Raw genomic sequence first — 22,927 nt, forward strand, 5'->3', positions numbered from 1 at the left:
TATTCTATCATCTCGAAGTTTGTTTGTCAAGAACTTTTTTCAAGATTTTTTCTATCGTTCTGATCAATCTCTGTCAGCAACTTTTATAGAATATCATGTCTCAGTGACTTTGTCAAGCACTTTTTTGTTCTTTTTTATCTTTTCGATGATTTGTTTCCGTCTCTCTCAGAGACAGCTTAGTTATAATAGCACGCCAGATTCTTTGTGTCAACTACTTTTTTCAATTTTTTCATCTTTTTCTCAATTTTATTTCTTTCCTGTTACATATTGTATTATCCATACAAAAAACCGCACGTTTCAAAAACAAAACGTGCGGTTTGCCTGACTATTATGAAATATTGATTCCTGTACTGTTTTCAAGCATCTGTGTAAATGGATTGTTCTCTACAAAAATCTCCATAATGCTTCCCGGTCTTACTATCTGGGAATACTGCGTATTCAATCCAACCACCGGCATTAAGGAAATAAAGAAACATACAAACATAATAACCAGAGATCCTTTTGCAAATCCCAGGATGCCTCCTGCTGCCTTGTTGATGAATCCGATCCCCGGCAGATTGTTGATCTTATTGATAAATCGAATTATAAAAGAAAAAATAATCCGAACCACAATCGTTACCAGCACGAACGCAATAACATAGGCAATCTGATTCGTCAGAAAATTCTGAGGCTGTCTTACAATGTATTGAGAAACCGGATCCCTGAAATAATCCGCCAGGTAATATGCTATTGCGAAGGTTAAAATCCATGCAGCTAATCCAAGCGCCGCATTCAGAAATCCTTTTCGATATCCACTGACCACCTGAATCAATAAGTACAACAATAAAATAATTAAAATAATTTCTCCCATATGTAACTCTCCATTTCTACCGCAGACTGATCAGTTCCATTCCGCTTTCATAAGAAACCAAATACCTGCGGGCTTTTCCTGTTGGTGATATATCTAAAACTCTCTTATCAAAATCATGGCGAAACATCTCGTGACCGGCGAAATTCAGAATGGAACAATGATAACTTCCTATTAGAAGCAATTCTCCATCTCCCAGTGACGCTTTGTTAAATTCATAAGAGAAACCATGTGACATAATCTGCCGTCCGGCCCTGTTATATACTCTTGCCTCATACTGTTCTTCTGATTCCTTTGCCTCCACGATCAACGCTGCATAATCTTCATTAACCGCAATGCTTTTAATCGATTCATTGATCTCTATCTCTTTTTTCATTGACGGTTTACTTCCCGCCTTAAAAATCACCAGTTCATTATCTCCTATGGCACTGACTCTGGAATTTCCCATATAGCTTACTTTCGGTATCACAGTGTCTTTAAAATCAAATCCGGCAACCAGACGGTCTTCTTTTTCTTTTCCCTCATTTCCAAAATTGTAAAAAGCAATCCTGCTCTTCGTCTCAATTCCATCAACAACAAGATAGCTGACCACCAGATTCTGTCCATCCGATGATACATCAATATCCATCGGATAACCATTCTGCGTTGGAGTCGTTTTAATGCTGACCAGCTTTTCCTGTGCTGCATCATAAAGCTCAATATAGTTTCCGTCATCTCCCTGAAGCATCAGCGCGATCACTCCCTGTTCAGCAACCTCTGCATCAATAATAGGATAAGATACCGTCAGACTCTTCATATTTCCTGTATCATCCAGAAGTTTTACTTCATTTCCGCTTTTCGATGCAACCACAATATAATCTCCACAGTAAGAGCTAATTGGATTTCTGACCGAAAAAGTCTTATTCCATTCTGTCTCCCCTTTGCTGTTAAGAAAAGAAATGCCATCCTCATTATAACAAATCGTGCCATTCTCATAAGCAAATGACTGTGTTGAATCTGACATCTCTTTTGAAATTTCTTTTGTGCTGCTCATCGTATGATAAGTACGGTAACGATATATTAAAAACGTCATAATGCAGAGAATTGCCAGCCCGATAAGAAGAATTTTTCGATATTTTTTCTTTTTCTCCCGAAGCACGATTGCATTCTGGACGCTTTCACTGCTGTTAACATAAAGAGAAAAACCTGATTTCGTCTTTTGTTCCATAAAGCTCCTTCCATTCTCTGTCCATCTTTTCATTTGATAGTAATTTATTATACAATATCAGACATCTTCCGTCCAGTAGAAAGCCCGCTGACAGCCTGTCCGCCGTCCGCCGTCCTTTCACAGTTCTTCAGCTGTTCGGAATGAGCAGCTTCTGTCCCGGGTAAATATGATCCCCGTCTTCGATGCCGTTTGCATTTTTGATCTGCTCCACTTTTTTCTGTGTTCCATACATTCTCTTGCTGATTGATACCAGAGTATCCCCACGCCTTACCGTATATGTCTGAGAAGAATTGGTATTTCTTGCAGAGGCTGCTGTTGTAGCAGCTGTTTCCGATGTTTCTTTCCGGGTGCTTGTCTCTTTTTGTGTGGAAGTTTCCTCCGTATCCTGAGTGGTTTCCTCTGTTTCTTCTTCCGTTTCTAACGTTGATGGAATCTCATCATCCTCTTCTTCTTTTGAAATCTGATTTTTCACTCCATCTCCCATTGTCTGAACCGCTCCGCGCACCATATCTTTTAAATCCACCGATGTATCATTTTTTGCATAATAATACATGGTTCCTCCTACGACCAGCACCATTGCGGCGGCTGCGGCAGATGTAACTTTTCGAAGCATTCCTCTCCGATTGCTGGCTTTTGCTGTCTTGGAAATCTTTTCTCTGAACTGACGGATCACTTTTTCATCCCGTTTTGCTTCCAGCATATTTTCATAAGACTGTGCTTCCCGGATTTTCTGGTTCCGTTCTACCAGATAATCCTGCATCATAGGATTTCTTTCATAATATATATAGTATCCGTTCTGCCTAACCAGATCCTGACCTCTGTATACATAAAAAGCATCTTCCTGCTCCAGATGATCTACCATATAAAGTACTTTTCCCTCACCTGGAAAATTTTCAAAGTGGGTCTTCTTAATTTTATCATTAAGCCGGACAGAAAACCCCATTCGTGACAAAGCCCATCCTATCACTTCCAGATCAGGGAAAAATCTGTCTTTCTGCTGATAGATCTCCCTCCATACCGCATCGTCAAAAACAGCTTCATCCAAATCCAGCTCCAGATTCTGTCCCTCGATGGCTCCACGTACAAAAATCACAGTATCATTACTGATATTTTTCTTTTCACCAAATAAAATTGCTCCACGCACAAAAGTATTTCGATCCATCGCAAGAGCATTTAAAAAGGTAATCACGTAATCTTCAATATAAACTTTTGTATGACCTACCGGACTCCCAATCTGCCGGATATTTTTTGGCAACTGCTGTTCTGTCTTCACAAAAAAGCCTCCCTTTCTTCTATAATAAGGAGACTTTAGCATATTGTTTTTATTTTTTTTATCAAACCTCGTCGAAAGAATCCAACTTTTTTTCTACATACTTTCTTTCCTTTTGTATAAACTAGGAAGACAAAACAATCACAAATACAGACTGAAATCCGGAGGACTTTTATGCTATTTTCCAACAAAATCTCTTATTATCAGCCTGCGGATGCTCATGCATTCCAGGATTTTCAGGAAGATCTTCAAATCCTGATCAAAAAATATCACAAAAAGAAACAGCCTCTGGTCATCGTCTGCATTGGTACAGACCGGGCAACCGGAGACTGTCTGGGTCCGCTTGTGGGACAATATCTTCAAAATCATTCTTCTCTCTGCTCCGTATACGGCAGTCTCTCACGGCCTGTCCACGCTCAGAATCTGGAACAGACCATTCACAAAATCCACAGTCTTTACGCAGATCCTTTTATCATTGCGGTAGACGCATGTCTTGGCTGCAAAGAACATGTCGGATGCATTACGCTTTCTGCCATGCCTCTGTTCCCTGGGCAGGGAGTTTCCAAGGTTCTGCCTCCCATCGGCAATATCTCCATCACAGGCATCGTAAACCGTACTTCTGACCATAATGAAAAAATGATCCAAAATACACGTTTACAGATTGTAATAAAACTGGCTTCTTTTATTTCATCCGGATTAGAAAATATCTTTATATATCCAGCTTCATATCACCGTTTTTAATGATTCCTGCTCTTCTCATCGCTTCGGCAATAAAATATGTTAAAACAGCCGGCGCAGCCGCATACATGATAAAAATCAAAACGGCAGATCCCATGCCTTCTTCCATCATATGATAACCGGAAACTGCTCCTGACAGTCCCATTGTTCCCATAACCGCGCCAAGAGAACTATTGGGCATTTTCAGCAAAACTGTAGAAACCGCTCCTAAAATTCCACTGGATACAATCGATGGAATCCATATCCAGGGTCTTCGAAGAATATTCGGGAGCTGAAGCATGGATGTTCCGATTCCCTGGGCCAGAAACCCTCCAATTCCATTTTCTCTCAGTCCTGCTGCTGCGAATCCCACCATCTGAGCGCTGCATCCGATTGCTGCTGCTCCTGCCGCAATACCTGAAAGGTTCAGCATAGAAGCAACCGCAGCCGGATTGACCGGAAGTGTACATACAATTCCCATAAGAACAGCAACAACAATTCCCATAAGCCACGGTTCCTGCTGTGTTCCCCACTGGATCATTTTTCCTATTTCTCCAATCAGTCCTTCTATATAAGGACTGATCAGAATTCCTGCTCCTCCGCCAATTATAATCGTCAAAAACGGAGCCAAAAGCCTTGCCGGTCTGATCTGTCCCGCAATGATCCTGCCAATCTCAATTCCTATATATGCAGCTGCAAAAGCTGTCAAAGGCTGTCCCGGTCCATCCAGCACTATCTTTCCATCTGTCAGAATCGATCCATCTAGTATCTGTGTACTGTACGCACCAATCATCCCCGCTGCTGCAGCCGCTGAAGCTGTCAACGCTGATTCCCCAAGCTTATATGCCATTCCTGCGCCGATCGCCGCTCCGGCAAACACCTTAAGAGCAGCTGCACCGGTCTGCAGCATTCCACCGGCGTCTCCCCCAATCCAGTTCCCAATCTGCTGTAAAATCGTCCCTATGACAAAGGTACAAAACCATCCGGTTGTCATTCCGGACAGACCGTCTGCAAAAATTCTTCTTACTATTTTCATTCGTAATTCCTCCGCCTTTTTTTCAAGTATAACACACCATTTGCGCTTTACAAGGAAGAAAAATACTTCTATACTAAAGCCAAAGTAACTATTTATTATCATCTAGAAAGCAGGAACCTTATGTTTCGTATGTGGGGAAAAATCTTTAAAAAGAACCGCATGATTACCGATACGGTAATCTGTGTTGACAATGATTTAAATCGTACCAGGAAAGTCTACCAGGCACTGGAAGAAATGTGCTATGAATTTGACCTTCCTAAACCTCTCTGGCTGGAATCCAATAAACAGGATTTTATCCGCAGCAGCAAAACCCGATTTACGAGAGACAGTTTTATAGAAGAAATCGACTTTGATTACCTTGAAATCCAGGTAATTGAAGAGTAATTTTTTCAAAGATTATTTACAGTTCTCGCCTATTTGAGTATACTTACTGTATAAGGAAAATAAATTTCTTATAAATATGTTTTGAGAAAGAGTGGATATATGAAGCGACAAACGCTGCGCCCGGTCGGCAGTCAGGTAACAGAATATATTGCCCATCTTTATAAAGAATACGCCGGTAAATTATTCTATGCCGCATTTAAATATACTTCAGACAAGCATACAGCTGAGGAGGCGGTTCAGCGAGTTTTTGAGAAAGCTCTTATGTACCCGCAAAGTATTTTGAATGTTCCCGAAGAAGAAATTCTCTACTTTCTTTCAGCAATGCTTCGCAATGTCATGTATACCATGGCTGATGAGGAGAAAAAGAATTCCCATCTTTCTCTGGACTACGAAGATGGAAATGAATCTTACCACTTGGAAGACCCGGAAAATGCTTATTTACGATTCATTAATCTAGAATCCGTCAAAGAAAAGCTTGCAAAACTGAAGCCGCCATTGTGTGATACGATGTTATTCCATTATGTATATGGGTTTAAATACAGAGAGATTGCCAATATGTTTCATATTTCTGAACGTGCCGTGGCCAAACGAATTGCTTTAGCGAAGAAAGAATTAAGAAAGATGTTTCGAAAAGAGGATTTCTATGAAAGATAACAAGAAGAAAATTGAAGAACAGGAACAACTCCTGGATCATTTGATTGAATATGGTGGGAAACAATATATAGATGACGAAATTCAGAAATTTGACGAACTTCCGGAAATGGACATTCCTAAGGACTTCGATGACCGTATGGACAAGATGTTCAAAGATGCTTATCGGAAAGAAGTCCGCAAGGAACGACTTCATCTGGGCAAAAAAGTTGCCGCTGCCGCAGTGATCGTCATTGGAGCTGCATCTGTGACGGCTATGAATGTAAAAGCATTCCGAGAGCCTATATTAAATTTTATCTTTCGTCAAAACAGTACTCTAAAGAACAAAACTAAAGTTGATGTTAATGAGAAAGATAATAATATAGAAGATCAAATCCAGTTTGATTATATTCCCAACGGATATGAATGTACAAAAATTCAAACTTCAAATAATAATGATCATATTATATACAATTATCAAAAGGAAAACTCTTTTTTATATATTACAATTCAATTAGATCAAAAATATGACAATTATATTAACCAATCCGAATCTGGGAATTACAGCAAAATTTCTATTAACGATCAAACATTTTATTTTCTAAAAGATACGCAAAATACTCTTCTTTTTTATAATCATAACGCTATCTTTACTATTACCTCTAATGAATCACAATCGGAAATGATCAAAATAGCACAAAATGTTAATTTTAAAAAATAAGGCCAGAAGGTCTTATTTTTTTACCCTTTCTATTCAAATCAGTTTTTATGACAGTAAGGATAGAAAGGATTTTTTATGAAAAAATTTCGAAAAGCAATTGCTCTCTGTTCTCTTTGCTCCCTTGTCCTTCTGTCATCCTCCATTACTCCCGTCTCCGCAGCCAATGACTGGGATGGCTTTCAAAATGTTACCATTGGCTTATCATTCGGTACTTTAGGACGAGCTGATTTTTATACCTCTGTGATTCCCAGTGTTGGAACTTATTATTCAACCATTACAATGAAACTGCAGCGATATTCTGGCGGATCCTGGCATACTTTAGCCAGTGGTACTCATGGTGAAACTGGAAGCAATTTATTTAGCAGTTCCTACTATGTAACAAAAGGCTACACTTACCGTGTTCACAGCACTGTTACAATTTACAAATCCAAAGGCGGCGCTAAAATCAACAGCGACACCTTCACCTATAAAAACAGCTATAAATAAATCTTAATTCCACTATTAACTCTGTTTTTTTAATCCTTACTCGTCGTTCTCTTATCTAAGGCAGACTTCGTCTGTCTTTTCGACGTTTTATGGAAAATATGGATATTATTTGAATAAAAAACCTATGTTTTTTATTTTTTTTCGATTTTAGTTCCCTTTTTTCTTCTTTTTAAGGTTTATTAAATGAGAGGGATTTAAAAGAGACCCAATGAAACTATTAACCTAGCAACACACATGCCTACAATCATTACCTAGCCACTCAAATTTTTTACAGATTGGAGGCGAGAACCTAACAATTCTTTTTCTAAATATCTCTGGGTCTCCAATCCCTCTCATCATTATCATATAAAGAATTGATCCTTTCTTCAACCTGTCAAAAAAAGCATCAGCGCTTTTACAACAGCTGATGCCTTTATTGAGAATTACAAAATTTTAGGCTGATGAATAGTTATATGTATATTCTTTTCTTTTACCATTTTCTCATATGTTTTTTTAAAGATTTGAGGTTCTTTTATTATCTTTTCTTTATCATATATAAAAAAATATATATTTTTTTCACTATAATGTATCATATCTGCTGCTATCTCTTCTTTCAATTTTCCTAACTGCATCGAAGGCCTGGTACATTTAACCTCTATCACCGTCTCAGAATCAAGAGAAATATCTGTTCTAACAGTTGCATATCCCATATCCTGATTTACTTCTGTTCTTGCCATCGGATATAAAGGCTTGAGATACGCAAATAACAAATGCTGTACATCATATTCATTTTCTATCTTTAATGCAGACAATTGTTCTTTTCTAATTCCGGCCCTTTTATTGGGATCTCTTTCTATTAAATTTTCTAGAAATAAGTCATAATGCTCTAATACTTGAAGCAGAATATTACTTTCTTCGTTATCAAGAAATTGCTCTATATAAGAAATAACCCTCTCTCTTGCCACCATCATTCTTTCTTGTGTATCTTTTTTGGAATACTCATTTGGAAGATAGTATGCTCTTCTTTCAAATTCTTTTATGCCTTCCGCACTCATCCCATCTTGTTTCAAATATTGTTTAAACAAAGTTACATTCATTTCAAATGTCTGCTCATTATCAGCTTTTTTAAAAGATGCCAAAGCTTCCTCTATACTATGAAACTCATTCACCGTTTCTATTTCCTCCCCAACGCAGATAAAACAAAAATAATGGATCCAAAATATACAAAGTTCCTTCTTTCCAATCTAATACTCTGAATATATCTTCCCGTCCATTTAATAATTCCTGCAGCTTTGACAGACTCGATTTAATCGTCTGAGGAGTCGGCCCTTTACAGTCCTCTTTTAACAAATGATATATTCTTTCTTTCACATCCTCAAATTTTAATTTCATAATTGGTGGATTTTCCGCAATTGATTTTACAATTAATTCGTAAATGTCACAGCTCTCTCCCTTTTTGGTTAGAAAATGATTTCTTCGTTTTCCTCTTGTACTAGGTCCTCTTTGTATTAATGTAATGACATCTCCGTACTCAAAATTGGCTGTTGTATAGCGATATGCCTTTTCCAGAATTTCCTCTTTCACTTCTAATGAAGTATCATCAGATATCTCTAAAATAGTACAGATGTTCAAACATATATATTGCATCAACTGAGGAGAAGACAGACTTTCCACCGCAATTTTTTCAGCTATACTATCTTCAATTTTAATATTCAATATCGCAAATCCAACTTTCGCAATTTCCTTTAAATCCTGTACTTCCCATACCTCCATATTTATCAGACTAAGCCGGCCAGATAGATCCGCATTCTGACGTATTGCTTCGTCTGCTCTATGAGGTAAAGAAACGACAATGGCTTTAAATCCCCTCCGGATTGCATCTTTCAATTGTTGTGCAATTTGAAGTCGTTTTTTTACAGGTGCATAATGAAAATCATCAATGACCAAAACCAGATTTTCTTTTTTGTAATATTCGATAATCTTATCTTTTGTCAGCGAAAAAGTTTCTTTTTTTGTATCTTTCGTATCCTCATTTTTTCTTTCCGAAAAAAATTGTCCTTCATAAGATAATCCGGCTTTTGCGGCAACTAATTTCCAAAAATCTGTATCGTCATTGAAATCTGCACCTGAAATCTCTACAATCTTTTCAAATCCAATTACTTTTTCACACAGGATTGTTTTTCCCATTTTAGATGGTCCCACCAAGGATGTCAAAAACCCGGAAACTCGTATTGCCTGCTTTAATCGAAACTCATATGATAAATCTGATGTTTTAGATTTTCTTGATATATAAGTATATTCAGGAAACGCTCCCGGCCTAAATACATCTTCTGCACGTAATTCCATACTCAAACCTCCTTTTCTAAAATTATATCACATTCTAACGCATTTTTATTGGTTTTTAATGATTTTTAAAGTATTTTAACCATTTTTACATAATTTAATCATTTTTAATTGGTTTTATCTTTTTTATAATATTTTTAATTCTTCTAATAAACAGTGAAAGGCCAGGGCTTCCAACTGCCCTGGCCTTTCATCATCTGACACTATTGATTCTTTGTTGTACTACCAAATCCACCATTGCGCACCTCATTTGCGTGATCGTCTTCCGTAATCCCATACTGGAAGAAAATCCCCTGAACCATACCGCTTCCCTGTACTATCGATATGGTTCTTTCTTCGTTGGTGTCATTGGTTAATTTCACAAAAATATGTCCTTCATTATCTGAGAAATAATAATCACTGTCAATGATTCCCACTGTATTGTTCATCTGAAGGCGGTACTTAAACCCCAGTCCGCTTCTTGGAAAAATGCACAATACCCAGTCTTCTCTCATAGAAACCCTGATTCCTGTCGGAATCTTAACAGTCTCTCCCGGCTTCAGTTCAAAATCCACCGGGCTGAAGAAATCATATCCCGCTGATCCCTTCGTTGCTCTGCGCGGCAGTTCAATTCCGTCATAAATCTCCTGAATCTCTTCCGGCAGAGTATCTGGAAATTCTTCTTTCCAGCTTTCCTCAAACTGATGAAAACTTACTTTGTGAAACTTAGCAATTCTGTTCATGTCTTCTCCTAAAGTCTCTTTGAAAGTCTTTCATTCTCAAACTCTGATTTATCCTGATCCTCAGAGAATGAGAATCCCCATTTCTTTGATATCCGTATCATAGATAACGGATACATATATTTTATCAAACAAACTTTCCTCTTTCAATAGTCTGGCAGTTTTTTCAGGGAAAGAAATTCAAATCCCTTTTTCTTCAAATGCTCTATAACGGTCTCCAGAGCCTCTGCATTGGACTGGGAGACATTATGGATCAGCGGAATTGCCCCATTATGAGCATATCGATCAAAATGCTCAATGACATATTCTTTTCCTGGCTGATTGTTCACATCAAAATCTACATAGGCCATACTCCAGAATATCGTTTTATACCCCAGTTTTTTTGTAAGCTTCAGACTCTGCTCGCTGTATTCTCCCATTGGCGGCCGGATAAACGGATCCATCTCATATCCTGTCGCCTCTTTACAATATTCTGCACAGTCATAAATTTCCTGTTTGTTATCCCGGTCGGAAAGACTTGGCATACTCTTATGATGCACCGTGTGATTTCCTACCACATGTCCTTCTTTCTTCATACGCTTCACAAGATCTGGATTTTCCCGGATAAAAGGTTTGGTTACAAAAAAAGCTGCAGGCACCTTTTTTTTCTTCAATACATCCAGAATTTTAGGTGTAAAACCGTTTTCATATCCGCAGTCAAAGGTCAGATAAATCCGCTTTTTTTTCGAATCGGAAGCTTTCGGATCCATATAATACGCATCATACTTTGACAGATCAATTTTATCCGATACCTCTGGAGGCTGATTTCCTTCTCTCCGCTTCAGCCACCAGCCTTCTTTCTCCTGAGATAATGTCATCAGCGCCTCTTCCGTCGTTTTCACTTCTTCCTTTTTGCGGTCCGAAGTTTTGTCTCCGCATCCACACAAACACAGGAAAATGCCTGCAGCCGCAGCAATTCGAATCCAATGCTTCATTTTCTTGTTCCATTCTTTTTTACTATTCTATGAAGCATTTTCCTTTTTATAATTCATTGATAAAATCTTTCAGTGTCTGAATATCTTCCGGAGTCAGCTCCAGTTCCCTGGCGCTTGCAATCTGCTCCCAATGTCCTGCAATTTTCCCAGCTTCCTCTTCTTCTTTTTCCAGATTCTCCTGATTCTTCTTTTGTCTCCGGACATCTTTTTCTTTTTTCTTCATGGATTTATTCACACGATTCGGCAGTACATTTTCCAGATAATTGATCAGATTCGTCCGAATCATCCGTTTCATGTGTTCCATCTGAAACAGAGAATCTATCATAAAAATAAGAAAGCCCGCGACAGCACTGAGCATAAGACTCCTCAGCCAGAGGAAAATATCCGTCCCCTGGGCAATTCCTCTCGCGGCGCCGGCACATCCCAGCATCATACACAAAATCGCACAAAGGCCGGGGATTTGTTCCCAGACTGTGATCGATATCCCCAGAAGTCTGTGATTTTCAAAATATTGATCCACAATACAGCCTGTGTTATGCACATCCGCGTCCAGCTGATAATAATTTTCAAATTTTTTCTTCAACACCCCGATCCATCGTCTCTGAGGCCTGTCCATCTCCTCCGATGCAATCAACAGGTTATGGTAGCTTTTCCAGACCATAATTTTGGATACAATCCCTATGATCAGTGCAGCTGCCAGTCCTTGTACAAAAAAAGTTTCTCTTAAGATCTCCATACTCATCTCTCCTTTTATTTTCTTTATCTATCATTATAAAAGGAGAGGAACGGAAACTTAAGAGAAACCATCCTACAAAGTTAGACTATTCCTTGTCTAATATTCCAAGAACAAGCCGAACAATATGCAAAATTGCCATCTTTTCAAATTCTTCATAACTTCCTGCTGCTTCCTGATCTGCTTTGTCAGAAATTGCCCGCAGAATCAAAAATGGAACATGATTCAGATACGCAGCCTGTGCCATGGCTGCTCCTTCCATTTCCGCACAGTAGCCTTTAAAATTTTCGATCAGCTGATGTTTTTTCTCATTATCAGAAATAAACTGATCTCCACTTACAACTCTGCCTACAAAACACTGGATGTCCGGATTGACTTCATGACATACTTCTTTTGCAGTCTCCACCATCTCCTGATCTGCCTGAAAAACTGAAGTTTCCATCCGCGGAATCACGCCTGGTTCATAACCGAATCCAGTGGCATCCATGTCATGCTGCAGGGCGTCGCTGGAAATCACAATATCTCCTACTTCGATATCTTTGTACAGGCCTCCGGCAACACCGGTATTGATCAAATGGGTTACATGGAACCGGTCAATCAGTATCTGCGTGCACACTGCCATATTTACTTTTCCAATTCCACTCTGTACGACTACAACATCTTTTTTTCTCAGCTTTCCTTCATAAAAAGTCATGCCTGCCAGAGTATCTTCTCTTTTTTCTTCCATCTGTTCGATCAGCTGGCTGACTTCTTCTTCCATTGCTCCTATAATTCCAATTTTCATAAATTTTCCTCCCGATATGTCTTCTTATCTGTCAGCATATCATAATTCTGCTGTTTTCGTCCATTTTTTCTAAAGATTTGCACTGGAAGAATTTTCTTGACATAGAAAATTTGTGTAGTATAATGTAATTGAAATTTTAGTTAGTTGCAGCTAACCTCTATATTTCATTATCTAAGGAGGAAAGAAAAAGTAAGAAATGAAAGTTCAAAATTTAAAATTTACAAAATTAGCTGTTTCCATTATGGCTTTGTTTCTGATGCTCTCATTTGCTGCATCTACCTGTTTTGCACAAGATTCTGATGGAGGGAAAACACCCCCTTCTGTTACAATACAGCGCAATGATCCGACTGGTGATTTTGCCGTAATCCCGTCTTCCAATGCAGAAGAATGGGTAAAAAGTGTGTCCGGTGTCACAGTAAACGGCATTTCCTATTCAAAAGGATACGTAACCTGGAATCAGAGATGGAATGAATATGGCATTTACGGAGCTTATGGATGGGAATTAAAAGGCATCACGATTGGAGAAGGATGGGGAAATGATGATACCGGCGTATGCATCATCCATGCTTCCGGCTATGAAGATCTGATCTTAATTCTCAATAAGGATTCTTATACCGGTTTTGTTCACACAACACATACTGGCGGAACTGCCACCTGTCAGGAACAGGCAGTGTGCGAAATCTGCGGTCAGTCATATGGCAGTCTGGCGGCTCACACCTTTACTAAATATGTCTCTGACAACAATGCCGCATGCACAGAAGACGGAACTAAGACTGCCGTGTGCGATGTATGCCATACAGCGAAAGATACGATCACAGACGAAGGATCTGCCAAAGGTCATACGTATGATGAAGGCAAGGTGACAAAGGAGCCGACAACAGCCCAGGCCGGAGAAAAAACTTACACCTGCACCGTATGCGGAGCAGTCAAAACAGAGGAAATCCCGGTGATCGAAACACAGGATCCTGAAGATCCTTCCAGCCCGGATGACACAAAAAATCCATCTGTTCCTGAGCCTCCTAAGACGGAGACTTCCGATGATCAATTAAAACCAGTCCAGGGATCTGATCACAGTAAAAATCCTGCTGCCACTCAGGAAGAAACCAGCAAAACATCCCCAAAAACCGGCGACGAGGCTCCATATGATGTATGGCTTATGCTATTTATCGTATCTGCTGCCGGAATTGCAGGTACTCTGATCTATAAAAAGAAATTAAGATAACAAAATCATCAAAGTTCCCTGTAAATATGGAAAAATCCGTTTCAGATTTTCTCGAAAAAACTGAAACGGATTTTGCTGTTTTCAATTCTTTTCTTTATACATCCGACAATATACTGATAACCTCTTGCTTGCTTCTGGCTGTTCTAAGCTTTTCCACATTTTCCATATCCGAACATGTAACTGCCAGTTTGGCAAGAATATCCAGATGTTCATCATTGACGCCGGCAATTCCAATGATAATGTAAGCTTTCCTGTCTTCTCCAAAGTCAACGCCATCCGGCACCTGGATCAATGACACTCCGGAAGCCTTGATATATTGTTCTGAACCGGCAACCCCATGAGGAATCGCTACTCCATTTCCGATATATACTGATACTTTTTCATCTCTCTCAATCATTGCGTCAATATATTCCGTTTCTACACATCCTCTGTCATACAGCATCTTTCCGGCCTTCCGAATTGCCGCAGTCTTATCGTTAAAGGATTCATTTAATAAAATACTGTCTTCATCAAACACTTTACTCATAGGCAATACCTCATTTCTGTTCTATTCATTTCTTTTTCTGTTTTCATTTTATCATGGTGCTTTCATGCAAACTATCAAAAGCAATGCTAGATTTGTCAAATTTCCTGATGACAATTCTTTCTTTATGGAGTATGCTCATTTGTGCTATAATAGTGTGATGATTGAACTTTTATCATTCATCTATGATTACGATTAGGAGGAGAAACTTATGGTATATAAGACAAAAGGTACTTGTTCCAGTGCCATTGAATTTGAAATAGAAGACGGAATTCTTACAGATATTAAATTTATCGGCGGATGCCAGGGGAACACAACCGGTGTTGCAGCCCTTGCCAAAGGTCTTCCGGTTCAGGAAGTGATTGACAAGCTTTCCGGCATTCAGTGCGGATTCCGCGGAACTTCATGTCCGGATCAGCTGTCCCGGGCATTAAAACAGTATGAAGAAAATCATTAATCAGGGGAGGAGATAACATGAAACGCATTGTTTTAACCGGAGGCGGCACTGCCGGCCATGTAACACCGAACATGGCTCTTGTTCCAAAATTGATCGATGAGGGATATGATATTGCCTATATTGGTTCTTATGAAGGCATGGAACGTAAACTGATTGATGATATCGGAGTTCCTTACTATGGTATTTCATCCGGGAAACTCCGCCGGTATTTTGACCTGAAAAATTTCACTGATCCGTTCCGTGTCATCAAAGGCTACTTTGAAGCGAAAAAAATCCTTAAAAAGCTGCATCCAAATGTAGTATTTTCAAAAGGCGGATTTGTCACAGTTCCTGTCGTTATTGCCGCTAAAAAACTTCATATTCCGGTCATCATCCATGAATCTGACATGACCCCGGGTCTTGCCAATAAACTCAGCATTCCAAGCGCAAGCAAAGTATGCTGCAACTTTCCTGAGACCATAGAACATCTTCCAAAAGGCAAGGCTGTGCTTACCGGATCTCCAATCCGTCAGGAATTATTCCAGGGCAGGAAAGAAACCGGCCTTAAACTCTGCGGATTCCAGGCAGACAAACCGGTTCTTCTGATCATCGGCGGAAGTTTAGGTTCTGTGGCAATCAACAATGCGATTCGACACAACCTGGATGAACTGCTGAAAACCTATCAGATCATCCATTTGTGCGGGCGCGGCAATCTGGATCAGTCTCTGGACACAAGAAAAGGCTATCGCCAGTTCGAATATGTCAAAGATGATCTGAAACATTATTTCGCATGTGCCGATGTTGTCGTATCCCGCGCAGGTGCCAATGCCATTTGTGAACTGCTTGCTCTCCGCAAGCCAAATGTACTGATTCCGCTCGGACTCAATGCCAGCCGCGGAGATCAGATCCTCAATGCAAAATCCTTTGAAAAACAGGGATACAGCTATGTCCTTCAGGAAGAGGATGTCACAAGCGAAACGCTTCTGAATGCCGTCAACACAGTATACAGTCAGCGTCAGACATATATCAATGCCATGAACCAGAGCAAACTGGCAAATCCGATCGAAACGATCGTAAATCTTGCCAACGAACTGGCCTCCGGCAGATAACGCATCAAAAAAATCCAGTGTTCTCTTACTTTGAGTCCACTGGATTTTTTACTATGAAATTTGATGCCAGTAACAAAAGGTATCCTTTCCTTTTTTCTTACTCTCATACAGCGCCTGATCAGCTCTTTCCAGGCACTGATCATACCCCAGTTTTTCTGCTGTCAGACTGCAGATTCCAATACTGCATGTAATGGACGCCGCTTTGATCTCTTTTATTTTCTCTTTTATAAATCCGAGTCTCTGATCGATCGCTTTTTCCGGCATTCCTTTCACAAATACAACAAACTCATCTCCGCCAAATCTGCCTATTGCATCGCTTTTACGAAACGCTTCTGTTAAAATTTTTGAAAATTCTTTCAGGACCTGGTCTCCAGCCTGATGTCCTCTGGCATCATTGATTTTCTTAAAATTATCAATATCAAACACCAGAAGCGCGCATTTTTCTGTCCTTTTTCTGCGCTGGATTGCTTCTCGTACTAACATTTCAAAATTTCTCCGGTTCATTACATTGGTCAGCGGATCTGTCGCTGCTGCCCGTTCCTGCTCAAGATATTTTCTTTTTGTCTCGTCAATATCTTTAATATAGAAAAGTCCGTATATTTTCCCGGATTCCCCTTCTTCAAACACATGGATCACCAGTTCCATCCAGTGATAAATGGAATCTCCCACCAGACGGCGAAACTGACATGTGATTGTATTTTTTCCTTCCCGGTACATTTTTTTAATCTTTTTAAGATCCATACTTTTTGTATAGAGGTTAAAATCCTGTTCTATAACCACTTCTTTGATATATTTTTTACCCAACGACTGAAAGTTCAGATGCTTTTCCTGACCTTCCTGTGCATATCTCTTCCAGATTCCGCCGCTGTTGTGGATAATCCCCGAATCCAGATCCACTTCCATATATCCTGTCATCTCAGAAAGCAGTGTCTGATAGAAATCGCTTTTGATCAGATATTTCTTTTCCACGACCATCGTATCTTCCGTATCTTTTGATGATATACGAATGATATCTTCCATTATCCTGCCGTATCCCTCCAGCACCACTGTATTCCCTTCTCTTGCCGTAAAAATTCCGGTCCAGCATAATCTGATTTCTCCTCTTCTTGGATGATTCCATCCAAACTCAGCCTCCATCGGCTTCTGAACCGCAATCATGATCTGAATCACCCAGTTTACATAGTCCCGGTCTTTCTCCGCAACTCTTTCAAGCCAGTAAAGCCATCGCTCTTCTCCTCCCATATCCACAGGAATTCCCAGAAGAGAGAACATTTCCTCTTCTGCTTCCAGAACATGCCGGCCGGTAGTCTGATCAATTTCAATTTTCCATAATCCCGGCCGGATCGTTTCAGGCATATTCCATGATCCGGTCGATCGTTTTGGCCTGATCTCATGTTTTGCTGACACATTTCTCACCCTTTCTCCCTCAACAGGCATTATCTTATCTTACTCCATCCTCAGTTTCAAGACAGTTTCCCATGTAATATCTGCCTTTCTATTCACAATCTTCCTTTTCTGAAATAACGCGGTCCATTCTGATATCCAGTTCATCCACCGGTATCCGGTCCATCATCAGTTCTCCCCAGCATAACGCTGCCTTCACAAACCGGGTATCCGCCAGATATCTGTCATAATATCCCGCTCCATGTCCAAGTCTCCGGCCCGTTTGATCTGCGGATACACATGGGATCAATGCCAGCTGGATTTCCTCTTTTTCTATCTTTCTGCAGGATGAATCCGGCTCCATAATGCCATAGGCTCCCTTTTTCAGCTGAGAAAATGATGTAATTTCCCTGACTTCCATGATACCGTCTCCAATGCACACCGGTACTCCTACTTTCTTTCCATGCTCAAGAGCATGCCCTATGACAGGCCATGTGTTTACCTCATCCTCTGTGCTGACATAGCAGAAAATAACCTCTGCATTCTGATATTCTTCCATCTGCTGCACTTTCTCTAAAATCACCTGACTGGCTTTTTCCCGATAAAAATCGGAAAGTCTGTTCCTGATCGTGCCTGCCAGATATCTTGCTTCCTGTTTTGTCATCTCTGATCCCCTTCTTTTTCTATTTTAAGATACAAAAATGAGCCTGGCATTTTTCCAAATGCTCAGACTCATTTTAACATATTCTGATACCGTTTTTATAATTGTTTATATAATTCCATGATCTTTTCGCCGGTTGCCAGATCCTCTGAAAAGGCGCTGGCGCTTCCTGCCGCTGTTCCCATTTTCAGTGCTTCTTCATAATTACCATTGCTCTTTAAATATCCGGTAATAAATCCTGCCACCATAGAATCTCCTGCCCCTACAGAATTCTTTACTTCACCTTTCGGACAAGGACCCATGTGCACATCTCCATCTTCTGTTACCAGGATCGCACCATCACCTGCCATGGAAACCAGAACATTCCTTGCTCCCTTTTCCTGAAGCTTCTTCGCATGTTCGATGATCTCATCATTATCTTTTAATTCAATCCCAAACATCTCACCTAATTCATGATTGTTCGGTTTGATCATAAATGGATGATATTTCAGTACATTCAGTAAAAGATCTTTCGTTGCGTCTACTACAATCTGAATATCTCTGCCCTGGAGCCGTTCCATGATTCTTTCATAAATGTCTTCCGGAAGACTTGCCGGAATGCTTCCTGCCAGCACCAGCATATCTCCATCTTTCAGCTGATCGATCTTCTGAAACATCTGTTCCAGTTCATCATCATGAATGACTGGTCCCTGTCCGTTAATCTCGCTTTCCTCATTTGACTTGATCTTGACATTGATCCTTGTCATCCCTTCTCTCAGGCGGATAAAATCTGGCTGAAATCCCAGTTTTTTCGCTCCCGCTTCGATGGCATCTCCGGTAAATCCTGCAATAAATCCAAGACCTACACTGTCAATTCCAAGATTAGACAATACATTGGATACATTGATTCCTTTGCCTCCGCAGTACACATCCTCTCTCTTGGTACGGTTTACCTTTCCCAGTGTCAGATCGTCTACTTTGATTACATAATCAATTGCAGGATTAAATGTTACTGTGTATATCATGAAAATACCTCCTTGATCGTTGTCAGTGTCTCATATCTTTTATCATCCAGCTGTTCTGTAATGATTTCCGCATCCTGAATCTCCGCAAATCTTACAGAAGATATCTGATTGAATTTACTTTTGTCCGCCAGTACAAATGCCCTGCTGCAGTGATGCAGTGCTTTTTTCTTTACCGCCGCTTCCTTAGGATCCGGAGTGGTAAATCCCTTCTCCAGATCAACTCCGTTGGTTCCAAAAAATCCTTTGGTAAAATTGTACTTTTCCAGATTTTCCAGGGCATCCTCACCGATGATTGCCTCTGTTACCGCTTTCATCTCGCCTCCCAGCAGAAATACCCGGTATCCGGCATTCATAAGCTTTCTCGCATGACTGATTCCATTGGTAATATAAACTGCTCCTTTTTCCGTCAGAAAATCGATCATAAGCTCCGTTGTCGTCCCCGCGTCAATATACACAAAGTCTTCCGGTCCGATACATCCGGCGGCATATTTGGCTATTGCTCTTTTTTCTTTCAGATGTTTCCCTGATTTCTGGGCAACCGCTTCTTCTCTCGACAGCACAGATTTTACTGCTGTTGCTCCTCCATGAACTTTGATCAGCAGCCCCTGATCATTCAGCGCCGTCAGATCCCTTCGAATCGTCGATTCTGATATATTCAGCTTCTTGGTAAGTTCTGTCACGGTCACCGACTGTTCTGTCCGCAGTATTTCCAAAATCTTCTCAAATCTTTCCTGAGCCAGCATCTTATCACCTCTGTATCATTTATATGTTTATTATATCACCTCTTCAATCAAAGTCAATCATTTTCTTTCATAATCAGTCATTTATTCACTTTTACGATCTGTCCCGCAGCATATTTTTACTGCCAAAATAAGTTGCTGCCATATATCCTCCATAAATACATAAAACTGCCGCAACTGATTTAAATACTGCGCCGGCAACATCCATATGTCCCAGCTGAGAAATCACAATGGAGACAATTCTGATTGCCACATAGGAATGTACCAGGGCAAGACTCATCGGAATCAGGAAATATGTGATAATCTGTGCCTTTATGGCGCTTCTGATCATCTGGTCTTCCGTTCCCAGCCTTGCCAGAAGCCGGTATTTTGGAAGATTGTCCGCATTCTCACTGAGCTGCTGCAGCGCCAGAACCGCCGCACTGGTGATCAGAAATACAATTCCGATATAGATCGCAATATAGATAATAATCGTACTAAGTCCAGCCCCCTGTTCATAGACCTCTTCCCTGGAAAAGGAAGACTGAAACGGTCTCTGATTTCCGGATGGAGATATCTGGTCATCGCCGTATACATCTTCGATCTCATGGCTTAAGACTTCGGAATGACCGGAATACGAAGATTTCCAGAGGATATTAATATAACCGAAAACCGGCTTTATCTGCATTTTATCCATCACATCGTCCGGCAGGATCAGCGTTCCCGCATCCATCTGAATGGATGTATTCACATACACATCCGTGAGCATTCTTCCCAGCGGCTTCATTTTCTGTCCATTGATTGTCAGTTCCTGCCCGTCATCTACCGCATCCTGAAACGCGTCTTTTACATTTTCAAAATTGCAGCTGACAGCATACTGATTCTTCTTCAAAGTAATGGGATCTCTTCCCTTTATTTTCAGAAAGTTATTGTAATCGGACAGCCGGATCAGAGATATATTTTCGTCCATCAGCTCCTCCACCTGTTTTTTCGGATAACTGCTCAGTGATTCCCTTCCCTTCAGAAATGGTTCCATGGTCAGATTCCGGTCTGTCCCGTCTTTCTGATAATACAATGTTATAGTGTTTACAGGTTCCGCATATTTCTCAATTTCAATTCCATCCCTCTTAAGATCGTTCAAAACTTCGTCTCCGCTCTTCAGATTCCCATCTTCATCTGAATTGACATACAGAGAATAATCAAACGGCGACACTGCCTCCAGATTGCTGTTCAGCGTCTCTGCCATGCCGGTTCCCGTGGCGAATGCACAGATGGCAAGAAACAGCATCAGGCACAGCATGGACATGGAAATAAAGGTCGTCGTAATCTTTGAATTCAGCTGCCGGAAAATAAACAGATTCAATCCCCGGTAATAAAAACCTTTTCTTCCTTTCACCAGATTCAGGAAACATCCAGACAGAGAAAAAAAGAATAGAAAAGTTCCCGCAATTCCCAGTACAATACTGAGCTTAAACTGCCAGTCTACCTGCATCATTCCATTTTCCCAGATATTGTAATATGCCGCTCCCAGGCAGACAATGGATATGATAAACAGAACGACTGAAATCCACAGATTTTTGATTCTCATTTTCTGATTTTTCTTTCCGGAATGCAGCAGATCGATGATCTTATATCTCGATATGGATACTCCGTTAAATAACATAACAATCAGAAATATCAGCACAAAATACAGGATGGTCTGCAGAAAAGCCTCTCTGGAAAAGATAAACTGAAATTCTTTCATTTTTACCGCAAACATTTTTGCCGTCAGAATGGAAAATCCCTGTGACAGAAAAATACCTGCTGCCAGACCTGCTGCCAGGGCGAAAATTCCGATAAACAGTGTCTCCAGAATCAGAATTCTGGACACCTGTCCTTTCTCCATTCCCAGCAGAAGATAAATTCCCATTTCCTTATGACGGCGCTTCATCAGATACTGATTGGCATAGATGATCAGAAGTCCCAGGATCACCGCTACAAAAATGGAGATTCCGCTGATCATTGTCTGAATGAGTGCCAGCATAGATCTCTGACTTTCATTGATTTCCAGGATCGCCTGCTGGCTGTGAATAGAATTAAACAGATAAAACAGACAGATTCCGAACGCCAGTGTCAGAAAATAGATGGTATAGTCTTTTATACTCTTTTTTACATTATGCAGTGCGATCTTAAAATACATTGGTACTGTCACCTCCCAGCAGAGTCACAACCTCAATGATCTTATCAAAAAACTGTTTTCTGGAGTCGTCTCCCCGAATCAGTTCGTTGAAAATCTTGCCGTCTTTGATAAACAGGATTCTCTTACAGTAGCTTGCGGTAAATGCATCATGAGTTACCATAAGAATGGTTGCATTCAGTTCCAGGTTCAGCGTTTCAATGCTGTCAAGAAGCATCCTCGCAGATTTGCTGTCCAAAGCTCCTGTCGGTTCATCTGCCAGGATCAGAGACGGATTGGAAACAATGGCTCTGGCACACGCGGTTCTCTGCTTCTGTCCTCCGGAAACCTGATAAGGATATTTCTCCAGGATATCTCCGATCAAAAGACGCTCCGCAATGGATCTGACCCGGTCTTCTATCTCTTTTGCCGGCGTCTTCATGATGGTCAGAGCCAAAGCAATATTCTCATATATGGTCAGTGTATCCAGAAGATTAAACTCCTGAAAAACAAATCCCAGCTGCTCTCTTCGAAATCTGGACAGCTGCTTCCCTTTCAGTTTCGTAATATCCTTTCCATTGACCAGGATCCTTCCGGATGTCACTTTGTCAATCGTTGAAATGCAGTTGAGCAGTGTCGTCTTACCACTTCCGGAGGCTCCCATAATTCCTACATATTCTCCCGGCTCCACATCAAAGCTGATCCGGTTGATCGCTTTCGTTACATTTCCTTTATTTCCATAATATTTTTCTATATTCTTTACCTCAAGAATCGGCTTCATGTCTATGCACTCTCCTTCTTTCTTTTTTTCAGCTTTCCGGTCTCTCAGCTTAATTTTAATATATCATCAGCAAATCTCTTCTTCCATCGAATTTGCTTACGCTT

25 protein-coding genes are annotated in these 22,927 nt (G+C 40.4%); 8 read left to right on the forward strand and 17 right to left on the reverse strand.

What is annotated here, in order from left to right; translation table 11 throughout:
• Positions 1–328 precede the first annotated feature (328 nt).
• From JMF81_RS00010 to JMF81_RS00020, 3 genes are all read right to left on the reverse strand, one after another.
• Positions 329–850, reverse strand: a complete 522-nt coding sequence (locus JMF81_RS00010) for a CvpA family protein (protein WP_201309474.1) — start codon at positions 848–850, stop codon at positions 329–331.
• Between the two features lie 16 nt (positions 851–866).
• Entirely contained in the window at positions 867–2,054 is a 1,188-nt protein-coding gene (locus tag JMF81_RS00015; protein ID WP_201309475.1) for a DUF5711 family protein, read from the reverse strand.
• Positions 2,055–2,181: 127 nt separating this feature from the next.
• Positions 2,182–3,327: a LysM peptidoglycan-binding domain-containing protein gene (locus JMF81_RS00020; protein ID WP_201309476.1), complete on the reverse strand. Its 1,146-nt coding sequence runs from the start codon at positions 3,325–3,327 to the stop codon at positions 2,182–2,184.
• A 171-nt stretch (positions 3,328–3,498) separates the two neighbouring features.
• Between JMF81_RS00020 and yyaC the strand changes: the two genes are divergently transcribed.
• Positions 3,499–4,065, forward strand: a complete 567-nt coding sequence (yyaC, locus tag JMF81_RS00025; protein ID WP_201309477.1) for a spore protease YyaC — start codon at positions 3,499–3,501, stop codon at positions 4,063–4,065.
• On the opposite strand, the gene JMF81_RS00030 is transcribed toward yyaC, so the two are convergent.
• Positions 4,034–5,077 carry a PTS sugar transporter subunit IIC gene (locus JMF81_RS00030; RefSeq protein ID WP_201309478.1) on the reverse strand — a complete coding sequence of 348 codons (1,044 nt, stop codon included), beginning with the start codon at positions 5,075–5,077 and terminating at the stop codon, positions 4,034–4,036. The two genes, yyaC and JMF81_RS00030, sit on opposite strands and share 32 nt — an antisense overlap.
• A gap of 120 nt (positions 5,078–5,197) precedes the next feature.
• On the opposite strand from JMF81_RS00030, the gene JMF81_RS00035 reads away from it, so the two are divergent.
• The 4 genes from JMF81_RS00035 to JMF81_RS00050 all read left to right on the forward strand — a co-directional run bounded on the left by JMF81_RS00035 (position 5,198) and on the right by JMF81_RS00050 (position 7,298).
• Entirely contained in the window at positions 5,198–5,461 is a 264-nt protein-coding gene (locus JMF81_RS00035; protein ID WP_201309479.1) for a hypothetical protein, read from the forward strand.
• Positions 5,462–5,560: 99 nt separating this feature from the next.
• The gene (locus JMF81_RS00040; RefSeq protein WP_201309480.1) at positions 5,561–6,115 is read left to right on the forward strand and encodes an RNA polymerase sigma factor; all 555 of its coding nucleotides are present in this window, start codon (positions 5,561–5,563) and stop codon (positions 6,113–6,115) included.
• The gene (locus JMF81_RS00045; RefSeq protein WP_201309481.1) at positions 6,105–6,812 is read left to right on the forward strand and encodes a DUF4367 domain-containing protein; all 708 of its coding nucleotides are present in this window, start codon (positions 6,105–6,107) and stop codon (positions 6,810–6,812) included. Before JMF81_RS00040 ends, JMF81_RS00045 begins: the two co-directional genes overlap by 11 nt.
• A gap of 75 nt (positions 6,813–6,887) precedes the next feature.
• A complete protein-coding gene (locus tag JMF81_RS00050; protein WP_201309482.1) occupies positions 6,888–7,298 on the forward strand; it encodes a hypothetical protein in 411 nt (136 codons plus the stop codon).
• Between the two features lie 422 nt (positions 7,299–7,720).
• Here the strand turns inward: JMF81_RS00050 and JMF81_RS00055 are convergent, their stop codons facing one another.
• The 6 genes from JMF81_RS00055 to JMF81_RS00080 form a co-directional block, all read right to left on the reverse strand.
• The gene (locus tag JMF81_RS00055) at positions 7,721–8,446 is read right to left on the reverse strand and encodes a PD-(D/E)XK nuclease domain-containing protein (RefSeq protein WP_201309483.1); all 726 of its coding nucleotides are present in this window, start codon (positions 8,444–8,446) and stop codon (positions 7,721–7,723) included.
• A complete protein-coding gene (locus tag JMF81_RS00060) occupies positions 8,439–9,623 on the reverse strand; it encodes an ATP-binding protein (protein ID WP_201309484.1) in 1,185 nt (394 codons plus the stop codon). Before JMF81_RS00060 ends, JMF81_RS00055 begins: the two co-directional genes overlap by 8 nt.
• Before the next feature lie 200 nt (positions 9,624–9,823).
• On the reverse strand, positions 9,824–10,342 hold the full coding sequence (locus JMF81_RS00065) for a dCTP deaminase/dUTPase family protein (protein ID WP_201309485.1): 519 nt from the start codon (positions 10,340–10,342) through the stop codon (positions 9,824–9,826).
• A 143-nt stretch (positions 10,343–10,485) separates the two neighbouring features.
• Complete coding sequence (locus JMF81_RS00070; RefSeq protein WP_201309486.1) at positions 10,486–11,313, reverse strand: delta-lactam-biosynthetic de-N-acetylase; 828 nt, start codon at positions 11,311–11,313, stop codon at positions 10,486–10,488.
• Positions 11,314–11,359: 46 nt separating this feature from the next.
• Positions 11,360–12,049, reverse strand: coding sequence for a hypothetical protein (locus JMF81_RS00075; RefSeq protein ID WP_201309487.1), 690 nt, complete (start codon positions 12,047–12,049; stop codon positions 11,360–11,362).
• Between the two features lie 85 nt (positions 12,050–12,134).
• Positions 12,135–12,830 (reverse strand): 5'-methylthioadenosine/adenosylhomocysteine nucleosidase, encoded by a 696-nt coding sequence (locus JMF81_RS00080; protein WP_201309488.1) that lies wholly within the window; start codon positions 12,828–12,830, stop codon positions 12,135–12,137.
• A 196-nt stretch (positions 12,831–13,026) separates the two neighbouring features.
• Here JMF81_RS00080 and JMF81_RS00085 point away from each other — a divergent pair, with 196 nt between their 5' ends.
• Positions 13,027–14,052, forward strand: coding sequence for a hypothetical protein (locus JMF81_RS00085; RefSeq protein WP_201309489.1), 1,026 nt, complete (start codon positions 13,027–13,029; stop codon positions 14,050–14,052).
• A 94-nt stretch (positions 14,053–14,146) separates the two neighbouring features.
• Here the strand turns inward: JMF81_RS00085 and JMF81_RS00090 are convergent, their stop codons facing one another.
• A complete protein-coding gene (locus tag JMF81_RS00090) occupies positions 14,147–14,578 on the reverse strand; it encodes a PTS sugar transporter subunit IIA (protein ID WP_201309490.1) in 432 nt (143 codons plus the stop codon).
• 208 nt (positions 14,579–14,786) lie between these two features.
• Here JMF81_RS00090 and JMF81_RS00095 point away from each other — a divergent pair, with 208 nt between their 5' ends.
• Both JMF81_RS00095 and JMF81_RS00100 read left to right on the forward strand, forming a co-directional pair.
• Positions 14,787–15,032, forward strand: coding sequence for a TIGR03905 family TSCPD domain-containing protein (locus JMF81_RS00095; RefSeq protein ID WP_201309491.1), 246 nt, complete (start codon positions 14,787–14,789; stop codon positions 15,030–15,032).
• Between the two features lie 17 nt (positions 15,033–15,049).
• Positions 15,050–16,120, forward strand: coding sequence for an undecaprenyldiphospho-muramoylpentapeptide beta-N-acetylglucosaminyltransferase (locus JMF81_RS00100; RefSeq protein ID WP_201309492.1), 1,071 nt, complete (start codon positions 15,050–15,052; stop codon positions 16,118–16,120).
• 51 nt (positions 16,121–16,171) lie between these two features.
• Here JMF81_RS00100 and JMF81_RS00105 read toward each other — a convergent pair whose 3' ends face one another.
• From JMF81_RS00105 to JMF81_RS00130, 6 genes are all read right to left on the reverse strand, one after another.
• On the reverse strand, positions 16,172–17,536 hold the full coding sequence (locus JMF81_RS00105) for a GGDEF domain-containing protein (RefSeq protein WP_201309493.1): 1,365 nt from the start codon (positions 17,534–17,536) through the stop codon (positions 16,172–16,174).
• A 79-nt stretch (positions 17,537–17,615) separates the two neighbouring features.
• Complete coding sequence (locus tag JMF81_RS00110) at positions 17,616–18,167, reverse strand: 5-formyltetrahydrofolate cyclo-ligase (protein ID WP_201309494.1); 552 nt, start codon at positions 18,165–18,167, stop codon at positions 17,616–17,618.
• A 95-nt stretch (positions 18,168–18,262) separates the two neighbouring features.
• Positions 18,263–19,168, reverse strand: a complete 906-nt coding sequence (gene pfkB, locus JMF81_RS00115) for a 1-phosphofructokinase (protein ID WP_201309495.1) — start codon at positions 19,166–19,168, stop codon at positions 18,263–18,265.
• Complete coding sequence (locus tag JMF81_RS00120; protein WP_201309496.1) at positions 19,165–19,911, reverse strand: DeoR/GlpR family DNA-binding transcription regulator; 747 nt, start codon at positions 19,909–19,911, stop codon at positions 19,165–19,167. Before JMF81_RS00120 ends, pfkB begins: the two co-directional genes overlap by 4 nt.
• A 91-nt stretch (positions 19,912–20,002) precedes the next feature.
• A complete protein-coding gene (locus JMF81_RS00125) occupies positions 20,003–22,066 on the reverse strand; it encodes an FtsX-like permease family protein (RefSeq protein ID WP_201309497.1) in 2,064 nt (687 codons plus the stop codon).
• Complete coding sequence (locus JMF81_RS00130; protein ID WP_201309498.1) at positions 22,056–22,823, reverse strand: ABC transporter ATP-binding protein; 768 nt, start codon at positions 22,821–22,823, stop codon at positions 22,056–22,058. The genes JMF81_RS00125 and JMF81_RS00130 overlap by 11 nt, the downstream gene beginning before the upstream one ends.
• Between the last annotated feature and the right edge of the window lie 104 nt (positions 22,824–22,927).

This window comes from Anaerostipes butyraticus, assembly GCF_016586355.1.
GTDB classification, from domain to species: Bacteria; Bacillota; Clostridia; order Lachnospirales; family Lachnospiraceae; genus Anaerostipes; species Anaerostipes butyraticus.